This window comes from Poseidonibacter ostreae (assembly GCF_009208075.1).
Taxonomy (GTDB): domain Bacteria; phylum Campylobacterota; class Campylobacteria; order Campylobacterales; family Arcobacteraceae; genus Poseidonibacter; species Poseidonibacter ostreae.
In genome coordinates, this window is record NZ_WFKJ01000035.1 from 21,346 (window position 1) to 31,927 (window position 10,582).

A 10,582-nucleotide genomic window follows, 5' to 3' on the forward strand; every position below is an offset into this window, starting at 1 on the left:
AAAATATATGAATTTTACTAAAGAAAAACAAAAAGTTTATTTTAAAACATTTGGATGTAGAACAAATGTATTTGATACTCAAGTAATGATGAGTAATTTAAAAGATTTTGATATTACTCAAGATGAAAAACAAGCAGATGTAGTAGTAATAAACTCATGTACAGTTACAAATGGAGCAGATAGTACAGCCCGAGGATATATAAATAGTTTAAAAAAACTAGGAAATAATCCAAGAGTTGTATTTACAGGTTGTGGTGTTTGGACAAAAGGTGAAAGCTTATTTAAAGAAGAAAAAGTTGATGCCTTATTTGGTCATTCTGAAAAAGAGAAAATAAATGACCTTTTACAACAAGAAGATAGATTTTTCCAAGCAGGAGATTTAGAACATCTTGATAGTACAATTGTTGAAGAGTTTGTTGGAAAAAGTAGGGCTTTTATAAAAGTACAAGAGGGCTGTGATTTTAGATGTTCATATTGTATTATTCCTCACGTTCGTGGTGATGCAAGATCTTATAGTGAAGATAAGATTTTAGAACAAGTTGAAACTCTAGCTTCAAATGGTTTTGGAGAGTTTATTTTAACAGGAACTAATGTAGGTTCGTATGGGAAAAAACAACATACTTCTTTAGCAAAACTTTTAAAGAAAATGTCTAAAATAAAAGGTGTACGAAGAATCAGAATGGGAAGTATTGAACCTATTCAAATTGATGATGAGTTTAAAGAGTTAGTAAATGAACCATTTATGGCAAAACACCTTCATATTGCACTTCAACATACTTCAAAAGATATGTTAAAACTAATGAATAGAAGAAATAAGGTTTTATCAGATTTAGAACTTTTTGAATTTTTAAAAGAAAATGGTTATGCTTTAGGAACTGATTTCATAGTTGGACATCCAGGTGAAACTGATATTTTATGGAAAGAAGCAATGGAAAATTTACATAAATTTCCATTAACACATATTCATGCATTTACTTACTCAAAAAGAGATGGAACACCAAGTGCGACAATGAAACCAGAAGTTCGTGGAGATATTGCTAAATTACGTTATAACGAATTAACTAAGATTATTGAAGAGAAAAACTTTAATTTTAGAAAAGAGAATAATAAAACATTAGAAATTTTAATAGAACAAGAAAAAAATGGAAAATACATAGGTTTAGATCAACACTTTAATCAAATAGAAGTTGAATCCTCTGTTGATTTAGTTGGAGATTGGATATTTATTGATGATTATGAAGTAAAGGCTAAAAACAATGTCGCAAAATTCAGATAATAAAGCACTAGATAAAAACTTTAAACTTATGGCAATATCTGCAATAGTTTTAGTAATACTTTTTGTATACACACTTTATAAAGGTGGCTCACATATTCAAGATAGTTCATATTTCTTAGGAATTGGATTTCTATTTATACTACTTTTTGTAGCTTTAATTATTAAACTTAAGCAAGATAAGCTAAAAGCGTATTTAAATAAAAATAAGAAAAATTCATCTTTTAACTCACAATTAGAAAAAGCTAAAGCTAGTTCTTCAAATGAGGATTTAAATACAAATATTCATGCAGTTAATTCAAATGTAACATTTAAAGATATTGCAGGAATTTCAGAAATAAAAGAAGAATTAGAAGAAGTAGTAGATTTTTTAAATGAACCAAAAAAGTATTTAAAATATGGAGTAAAACTTCCAAAAGGGGTTTTACTAATAGGACCTCCAGGAGTTGGTAAAACATTAATTGCAAGGGCAGTTGCTGGTGAAGCTGATGTTCCATTCTTCTATCAAAGTGGTGCTAGTTTTGTTCAAATTTATGTAGGAATGGGTGCTAAAAAAGTACGAGAATTATTTGCAAAAGCAAAACAAAATGCACCTGCGATTATCTTTATTGATGAAATAGACGCTGTTGGTAAAAAAAGAAGTGGAAGTTCTAATGATGAAAGAGAATCAACATTAAATGAATTATTAACTCAAATGGATGGTTTTGAAGGTGATAGTGGTGTTATGGTTATTGCTGCAACAAATAAGGTTGAAGTATTAGACGAAGCACTTTTAAGAGCTGGAAGATTTGATAGACGACTTCATGTAGGGCTTCCTAATATTGAAGATAGAGAAAAAATATTAGAGCTATATTTAGATGGTAAAAATCATGAGATTAATATTAAGCAATTATCAATAGATACGACAGGGTTTAGTTCAGCAGCCTTAGCAACTTTAATTAATGAAGCTTTATTAAATATGATAAAAAGAGATTCTAAAATATTAGACTCAGATGATATTGAGATTGCAAAAAATAAACTTGAATTTGGTAAAAAACAAATCAAAATTTTAGATGAAAAACAAAAAGAAATTTTATCAATTTATCAAGCTTCAAAAGCATTTATTTCTAAAAGCAAAGTAGCTTTATTTGATGAAAGTATTGAAAAACTAAATACAACATATCCCTCATACCATGACCTAATTGAAAATATAAAAAGAGATTTAGCTGGATTTATAGGTGTTGAAGTTATCAAAAAAGAAAAGTATGCGATAAATCATAAAGATTTAGAAAGTGCTGATTTAATTGCAAAAGAGATTGTAAATAAATATAAGATGGCAAGTTCTGTTGATGAGTTAATAAACAATGTTAAAAATGATTTAAGAGCAGAATTATCTCATAATGCTGATGAAATAAATAGATTAAAAGATATTATGATTAAAAATGAGGTTATAACACTAAATGATATCTAAGAGTTACTTTTCAGGATTTTGCTTAGAAAATGAATCAGAGCTATTTTCCCAGTATTTAACTAAAAATGATTTTACAGTTTCAGGCTTTTCTTATGGAGCTATAAAAGCGTTTGAAGAAGTTCTTAATTCAGACATTCGTGTTGATAAACTACAGCTTTTTTCACCAGCTTTTTTTCAAACAAAAGATAAAAAGTTTAAAAGAATGCAGTTAATGTTTTACAAAAAAGATGAAACAGCTTATTGTAATAATTTTTTAGAAAATATTGCATATCCAAGTAATATAAACTCTAAAGATTATTTTACTGCTGGTACTTATGAGCAATTAGATGAACTTCTTAATTATGAATGGTGTGAAGAAAAACTTCAAGCTTTAATAGAAAAAGGTACAAAAATCGAAGTGTTTTTAGGAGCAGAAGATAAGATAATCGAATCTTTAAAAGCAAAAAATTTTTTTATAAAATATGCAACAGTATATTTTATAAAAGATGTTGGACATATACTAAATAGATAAAATATTAAATATAAAATCAAATAAATATGAAGGAATTATAATGAATGAAAAAAAAGCAAGAATAGGAATAATAACTGCAAGTGATAGAGCTAGTAAAGGAATTTATGAAGATTTATCAGGAAAAGCAATTATTGATACAATGAATGACTATTTAACATCTCCTTGGGAAGAAGTTTATAGATGTATTGAAGATGATCAAAAAACTTTAGAAGAGACAATGAAAGATTTAGTTGATAATGAGGGATGTTGTTTAGTAGTTACTACTGGAGGAACAGGACCAGCAGCTAGGGATGTAACTCCAGAAGCTACTGAAGCTGTGTGTGATAGAATGATGCCAGGTTTTGGAGAGTTAATGAGAGCAGAATCTTTAAAGTTTGTACCAACTGCAATTCTTTCAAGACAAACAGCAGGACTTAGAGGAAGCTCACTAATAGTTAATCTTCCTGGAAAACCTAAATCAATTAGAGAGTGTTTAGATGCAGTATTTCCTGCAATTCCTTATTGTATTGATTTAATGGAAGGTCCATTTTTAGTGTGTAATGAAGATGTAATAAAACCATTTAGACCAAAGGCAAAATAAACTTTAATGCAAGAAATACTTAAAAAACTAGACCTAAGTGATTATATAGAATCATTTTCAAAATTTTTAGCACGTGAAAAATCTATAATTTTAGAAGGGGATATTAATCTTCATCATAAACTTATAAATGAGATATCAAAGTTTGATATAAAAGCTCCCAATGAGATACAAAATCTTGATAGAGCTTTACAACATATTCAAAAACAAGGTGTTTTAAAAGTTGATGATATTGTTGAGTTTGTTAAAATTTTAAAATACTTTATGTATTTAAAAAGATTTAATTTTGATGGAAAACTTCAAGAATGGATTGATAAAATCATAATACCCTCTGATGTTGAAAAAGTATGTGATTATTTTGATGATAGAGCAAAACTTAAAGATGGAATTGATGATGAGTTTGATTCTGTTAAACATGCAATTTTTACAAATAAAGAGCAAATAAAACAAAGTTTATACAAGATTATTAATAACCAAAAAGTAAGATCATATCTTGTTGATTCACAAGTTCACTATATAAATGGTGAAGAATCACTACTTGTTCGTGGTGGTTTTAATCATGTCTTAAAAGCTTCTGTAATTGATAGATCAAACTCTGGATTTTTTTATGTTCTTCCTCATAGTGTTAGCTCACTAAAACAAAAACAAAATGATTTAAAAAATAAGCAAGAAGAGATTTTACTAAAAATATGTAGACAAATAACGTCTTTATTTGAAAAGAATTTAATGTTCTTAAAGTTTATAAATAAAGAGTTTGATAGATTTGATCATTATCAAGCAAGACTATTTTTTGCAAAAGTAGGGGATAAAAACTTCATTATTCCAACAAAGAAAAACGTAAATAAACTTGTAGAGTTTTCACATCCTGCACTTCATGACCCAAAACCTATAAGCATTGATTTTTCAAAATCTGTTGTAATGATTACAGGGGTAAACGCAGGGGGTAAAACAATGATGTTAAAATCTATTTTATCTGCTGTTTTATTATCAAAGTATTTAATTCCATATAAAGCACATGAAGATACAAAAATAGGTAACTTTAAATCAATAAATGCAGTATTGGATGATCCTCAAAGTGTAAAAAATGATATCTCTACATTCGCAGGAAGAATGCAAGAATTTTCAAAACTTTTTTCTACAAAGAGTGCAATAGTTGGAGTTGATGAGATTGAATTAGGAACAGATTCAGACGAAGCAGCATCTTTATTTAAAGTAATTATTGAAGAGCTTATTAAAAAAGATATTAAGATAATTATTACAACTCACCATAAAAGATTAGCTGCTTTAATGGCTTCAAATGATGAAGTAGAACTAATTGCTGCACTTTATGATGAAGCTAATAGAATACCAACTTATGAATTTTTACAAGGAACTATTGGAAAGTCTTATGCTTTTGAAACAGCTTCTAGATATGGGATTCCTAATAATGTAGTTAAAAAAGCAAAAGAAGTATATGGAGAGGATAAAGATAAACTAAATGAACTAATTGAGCGAAGTAGTGAGTTAGAAAAAGATTATAAAATCAAAATAGCAAAACTAAATGAAGAGATTGATAATATGGAAAGATTATCAAGAAACTTAAAAGAGCAAAAAGAGACTTTAGATGATCATATTTATTCTGAAAAATCAAAGCTTCATAAAGAGTATAATGATGCAAGAGATGAAGCTAAAAAGGCTATTAAAGCTAAACTAGTTGGCGAATCTCATCAGCACTTAAATATTGCACATAAAAAAGCAAGTGATATTAAGACTGAAAAAGTTCAAGATAAAGTTGAGTTAAAAGTAGGGGATAGAGTAAAATATAGAACTACTAAAGGTGTACTTATTTCAATAAAAGGAACTAAAGCTTATATTGAGAATGATATGGGGATGAAAGTACAAGTTAAATTAGCTGATTTACAAAAATCAGGTAATCCTCCAAAAGTAAAGAAAAAACCTATTAAAGCAACTGTTACAATTCAAAAACCATCATCAGGCCATGTTAAATTAGATTTACATGGACAAAGAAGTGATGAAGCAGTTGATAATTTAGATAAGTTTTTATCAGATGCTTTAATTGCTGGTTTTGATGAAGTTTTAGTTTACCATGGAATTGGTACTGGAAAATTATCATATGCAGTTAAGCAGTTCTTAGATTCTCATCCAAGTGTTAGTGGATATACTGATGCACACCCAAGTCAAGGTGGTTTTGGAGCAAAGGTAATAAAGTTATAAAAGCTTTATTACCTTTTTAGTATTAATCTTTTAAAGACTTAATAAAATTCTCCATAGTATCATTTGCAGCTTCATTAGGTGCCTCTAAATAGTTTATAACATAAGAATCCTCAAGTTCACAAACTCCAATACTTCTAGGCCTTACTGCTAATACTTCAGGCGTTGGTAACTCTTTTCCAAAACAAAATATTATATTTTTAGCAGCTTTTATACTTTCATTGATTTCTCCCATTTCTAAAGCTGAAGTATGAGCATATTGATCAAAAATTGAAATAAATGCAATTACAGGATGTGCATCAATTTTTACTTGTAATGCATTTATAATTTCATCTACACTTTTATATTTTAATTCATCTTTTTTAAACTCTATTTCAAAAATATGATATTTATCTTTAAATATTTTTTGTTTCATTTTTTATCCTTTATTTAATTGAAAGAAAAGATTTTATAGCACAATCCATTCTTTCTTCAATGTCTTTTGCATCTATATTCATATAATCTGTTTGTATTTTATAAACTAATTTATTATCTAGTTTAAACTCAAATAATAAATATCCTGCATAAAGTTTTGATTTAGGACCTTTTTTACCTTTATCTTCTTTATCATTTTCATATATATAATAATCAATTAAAAGTTTTTTATCATTTGGTATATCATATTTTATATATGTATTTAAAACTTTGTTTAAAGTTTCATCTGCTTGTTCTACAGTTAAAATGTTTATTAAATGGCTTGGCATTAGTTTTGAATACTCAATATTTGATTTAATTATAAAGTTATTTGTTTCTATTAGATTGTTTGTTTCCCATATTGGATGTTCAAAATCAATCTTTTCAAAAGTAATTGTTTTTTCTTGGCATTGTAGTCTTTTTTGTTTTGGATCAAATTTATTAACTTCTTCAAAAACTGCGAATGTAACGAATAGTATTACAAGAATTAAAATTCCTGGTAGTATTTTGTTCATAAGTTTTCCTTATTTGTTTATTATTAATTTTAATTATACTTTAGGAATGATATCAGATAAACTATTATATGTCAATAAATAAAAGTTATAAGAATAGCTTATAGTAAAGAATAAATCTTTACTATATTATTTTGATAGTTTTAAATCAATGTTAGATGTTTTTTTAGATTGAGTTTTTACTTCAATTTTTTTAGATAGTTTTACTTGTTTTGCATTTATCTTTTTTTCATTTAATAAATAGTTTTTAATATTTGTTACTCGATTTAAAGCAAGTTTTGCTAAAAGAGATTTACTAATTTCTTGTTTTGAAATAATATACTCTTCTAAACTACTTTTATATCCTTTTTCATCTTTAGCATACTGCTGTTTTAAAGGCTTAAGTTTTTGGTCAAAATCTTCATATATATCTTCTAATAGTTCTAGATACTCTTCTTTATAATCTTTATCTTTTACATTTTTTAATTCATTTGAAACAATTTTATCAAATTTTGATTTTTTAAGAGCTTTTAAATCTTTATCTTTATCATAAGAAGGATTGAATTCTAAGACTAAGTTTGGACGTTTATTTAGTATTTGAACTATCTTATCAAGTGTTTCTTTTTGAATAGGTGTAACCACATCTTCTCCATAGTCAAAATCTACACTATTAATTTCATTTGCATCAAAGCCAAAAATTGCTCCAAGAAGAGAAAATGGTGCTGTAATTGCTTTAGTAATTAAATTAACAAAGGCTTTCCAAACAATAGGTGCAATAGAAAATTGTGGGTCATCCATATTTCCACTTACAGGAATACTTAAGTCAATTACCCCATTTGAATCTTCAAGTAGGGCAATTGCTAATTCTAATGGAAGTGAAACCGCATCTTTACTTTCAACTTTTTTACCAAGTTTTAACTTTGTAATAACTATATTATTTTTAGCATCTAGATTTGATTTTTGAACATTATATTTTAAATCTAAGTCTAGTTTTCCACTCTCTAACTCTTTTCCTATAAACTTACCAGTATAAGGTGTAAAGTTTTGCATAGAGATATTTTTAAATAACATATTAATATCTGTTAAAATCTTTAAACTTTTTGGATGAACAATTCCTGTTATTTGAGTTGTTCCATATTTATCAACAACCCCATTTACTTTAAGTTTTGAAGTTGTACTTTTTGTAGTATCAAGTTTAGATACTTTTCCATTTAACTTACTAATAATTGTTTTAAAAGGAAGTGGTAAATTTTGATCTTCAAAAGATAGTGTTGCATTATTTATATTTATTGGACCAATATTTAATTTTGCACTTTCTTCTTCTTTTGCTTTTTTTGTTTCTTTCTTTACTACTGTTTTTTCATCAACTTTCGTATTGTTTTTTCCTAAAACAACAGAAATATCAGGCTTTGTAATATTTGTTTTTAAAATCTTTAAACCTTTTTTACTATTTGAAATACCAGTAATACTTATATCAATATTTTTTGCAATAATATTACTTTTATCTTTTTTATTTACAATAGATAAACTTGGGTCATAAACTCTAATTGAATCAAGACTTAATGAGTTCTTTCTTTGTTTTAGTCTATTTACATTTATTTTCATCTCTTTTGAATAGATATCTGTTTTATTTTTTATATCTTTAAATGTTAATGAACCTTTTGATATTTTTGCTGTTTTGATTGATATATCATTTTTATTTAATATAAATGAACTTATATTTGCATTTATTTTATTAATATCTATTGCTAAGTTATTTGCTTTATCATTGATATTAAGTTTTGGATTTATAAGTGCAATTGATGCCATAGTTATCTTAGGACCATTGATATTTAGTTTGTTTACTTGTAAATTTGTGTTTTTAGTGTCTACATCTAATTTAGACTTTAAATCTCTAAACTTTACAGCTGGTGTGTCTAGTTTAATTTTATTTATTGAAATAATTGACTTGATAATATTTAACTCAGTAGTTAATAAATTAGTACTCTTAGTTTGAATATCTAAGTTGTTTTTTAAATCTTTAAAGTGAAGTTTTGGAGTGTTTAGTTTTATTTTTGAAATATAAATATTTGAGTCTTTAACTTTTAAACTATTAAGATTTATTTTTGGCTTATTTAAATTGATATCTAATGAAGATTTTTTATCTTTAAAAGAAATATCATTTTGTGAAATATTTATATTATTAATATCAATATTATTGTTTAGAATTGATAGCTTATCAAAAGAAATCGTGTTTTTATTTAAGTTAACATTCATTGCATTTTTATTATCAATATATGCTATGTCTGGATTTGATATCTTAAGTTTATTTAGTAAAATATCTGAGCCTGTAACTTTTATACTAGATATATCTGTATTAAAGTTTTTTGTTTTAACACTTGTATTATTAACCTTATCACTAAAAGTTAAATCCAAGTTTGTTTGTTTGATATTTGATACTAAAATATTCCAAGGTTTTACTACTTCTTCTTTTACTTCTTTTTTAGTTTCAACTTTAGTAGTTGTTTGTTTTACTAGTTTACTTAAATTAAGACCGTTCTTATCACTAATTATACTTGTTTGTAAGTCTTTTATATTTATATTTTTTACTTTAATATCTTGCTTTAATAAATCAAGGTTTAATTTTTCAATTATAAGTTTATTAAGTTTTGCAATACTACTTTTATTTTGACTGATATCTATATTTGAAAGCTCTAGTTTTTGTGTTTCTAATTTCAAGTCAAAATCATTTTGTGTATTAATATTGTAATTTAAAGCTAAATCAAATCTAGCATTGTCATTAATATCAAAGTTTAATATCTCTTTTTGTTGATTAAGTATTTCTTTTAATCGTAAATCAATTATTTCAGCTTTTCCATACATCTTAAAAGGAAGAGTATTAAAAGCACCACTTAATGATACTTTTGTATGTTCATTTATTTTAAATTGTAAATCGTTTGAAGCTAAACTATTTTTATAAGTTCCTACATCATGTAGAATATAGTTGGCATTATTTATACTTAAGTTATATGGTTTATCTTTTCTTTGTTTTGTATAGTTGATATTCATATTTAGTAAAGAGATTTTTGATACTAAAAACTTAATATCAGAAGCTTCTTCATCTTTTTTTACTGCTTCTTCTTTCTTCTCTTCTTTAACTTTTACTATTTTTGTTAAGTTAATAGTTCCATCTAAACTCTCTTCTATATTTACAGTAGCATCTTGAAGTAAAACTTCTTGTAAACTAATATGTGCTTCAAGAATAGATCTTAATAGTGCGATATTTAACTTAAACTGTGAAAAAGAGATTGTTTTATTGCCTTTTTCATCTGCAAGAGCTAAGTTATGAATTTTTGCTTCTAAAGTAAAAGGATTAAATTCTACTTTTTCAACGCTTGTTTTTAAAGTCAAATTTTCATCTAAATTTTTTACTAATTGTTCTTGTATTACATTAGGAATAAGTTTAAATCCAATTGTTATGTAAATTGCCAGAAAAAAACATAACCAATAAAAATATTTTTCTATTTTGCCCATTATAAACCCTTTTTAATTTTCTTCAAATTTATATATATTATTAAATAGTTGTCTAATTAATTATAACGAATATAATATCAATTTTGATACAATCACGTATTAA

Annotated in this window: 8 protein-coding genes; 5 read left to right on the plus strand and 3 right to left on the minus strand. The window is 25.8% G+C overall.

The window, feature by feature from the left end; all coding sequences use genetic code 11:
• Positions 1-7: 7 nt before the first annotated feature.
• From mtaB to GBG18_RS11040, 5 genes are read left to right on the plus strand one after another with little or no spacing between them, the layout of a single operon-like run.
• Positions 8-1,276, plus strand: coding sequence for a tRNA (N(6)-L-threonylcarbamoyladenosine(37)-C(2))-methylthiotransferase MtaB (gene mtaB / locus GBG18_RS11020; RefSeq protein WP_152191076.1), 1,269 nt, complete (start codon positions 8-10; stop codon positions 1,274-1,276).
• Positions 1,257-2,723: an AAA family ATPase gene (locus GBG18_RS11025; protein WP_152191078.1), complete on the plus strand. Its 1,467-nt coding sequence runs from the start codon at positions 1,257-1,259 to the stop codon at positions 2,721-2,723. Before mtaB ends, GBG18_RS11025 begins: the two co-directional genes overlap by 20 nt.
• On the plus strand, positions 2,713-3,234 hold the full coding sequence (gene bioV, locus GBG18_RS11030; protein ID WP_152191079.1) for a pimelyl-ACP methyl ester esterase BioV: 522 nt from the start codon (positions 2,713-2,715) through the stop codon (positions 3,232-3,234). The genes GBG18_RS11025 and bioV overlap by 11 nt, the downstream gene beginning before the upstream one ends.
• Positions 3,235-3,274: 40 nt before the next feature.
• Positions 3,275-3,814: a molybdopterin adenylyltransferase gene (gene mog / locus GBG18_RS11035; RefSeq protein ID WP_152191081.1), complete on the plus strand. Its 540-nt coding sequence runs from the start codon at positions 3,275-3,277 to the stop codon at positions 3,812-3,814.
• Positions 3,815-3,820: 6 nt separating this feature from the next.
• The gene (locus GBG18_RS11040; protein ID WP_152191083.1) at positions 3,821-6,025 is read left to right on the plus strand and encodes an endonuclease MutS2; all 2,205 of its coding nucleotides are present in this window, start codon (positions 3,821-3,823) and stop codon (positions 6,023-6,025) included.
• A 22-nt stretch (positions 6,026-6,047) separates the two neighbouring features.
• Here GBG18_RS11040 and GBG18_RS11045 read toward each other — a convergent pair whose 3' ends face one another.
• From GBG18_RS11045 to GBG18_RS11055, 3 genes are all read right to left on the minus strand, one after another.
• Positions 6,048-6,437 (minus strand): DUF6858 family protein, encoded by a 390-nt coding sequence (locus GBG18_RS11045; protein WP_152191085.1) that lies wholly within the window; start codon positions 6,435-6,437, stop codon positions 6,048-6,050.
• Positions 6,438-6,447: 10 nt separating this feature from the next.
• A complete protein-coding gene (locus tag GBG18_RS11050; protein ID WP_152191087.1) occupies positions 6,448-6,990 on the minus strand; it encodes a hypothetical protein in 543 nt (180 codons plus the stop codon).
• 126 nt (positions 6,991-7,116) lie between these two features.
• A complete protein-coding gene (locus tag GBG18_RS11055; protein WP_152191089.1) occupies positions 7,117-10,479 on the minus strand; it encodes a DUF748 domain-containing protein in 3,363 nt (1,120 codons plus the stop codon).
• Positions 10,480-10,582: the final 103 nt, after the last annotated feature.

Excerpts from the sequence above, each read along its gene's own strand:
- mtaB (WP_152191076.1), top strand. The coding sequence starts at position 8 with ATGAATTTTACTAAAGAAAAACAAAAAGTTTATTTTAAAACATTTGGA.
- GBG18_RS11025 (WP_152191078.1), top strand. The coding sequence starts at position 1,257 with ATGTCGCAAAATTCAGATAATAAAGCACTAGATAAAAACTTTAAACTT.
- bioV (WP_152191079.1), top strand. The coding sequence starts at position 2,713 with ATGATATCTAAGAGTTACTTTTCAGGATTTTGCTTAGAAAATGAATCA.
- mog (WP_152191081.1), top strand. The coding sequence starts at position 3,275 with ATGAATGAAAAAAAAGCAAGAATAGGAATAATAACTGCAAGTGATAGA.
- GBG18_RS11040 (WP_152191083.1), top strand. The coding sequence starts at position 3,821 with ATGCAAGAAATACTTAAAAAACTAGACCTAAGTGATTATATAGAATCA.
- GBG18_RS11045 (WP_152191085.1), bottom strand. The coding sequence starts at position 6,437 with ATGAAACAAAAAATATTTAAAGATAAATATCATATTTTTGAAATAGAG.
- GBG18_RS11050 (WP_152191087.1), bottom strand. The coding sequence starts at position 6,990 with ATGAACAAAATACTACCAGGAATTTTAATTCTTGTAATACTATTCGTT.
- GBG18_RS11055 (WP_152191089.1), bottom strand. The coding sequence starts at position 10,479 with ATGGGCAAAATAGAAAAATATTTTTATTGGTTATGTTTTTTTCTGGCA.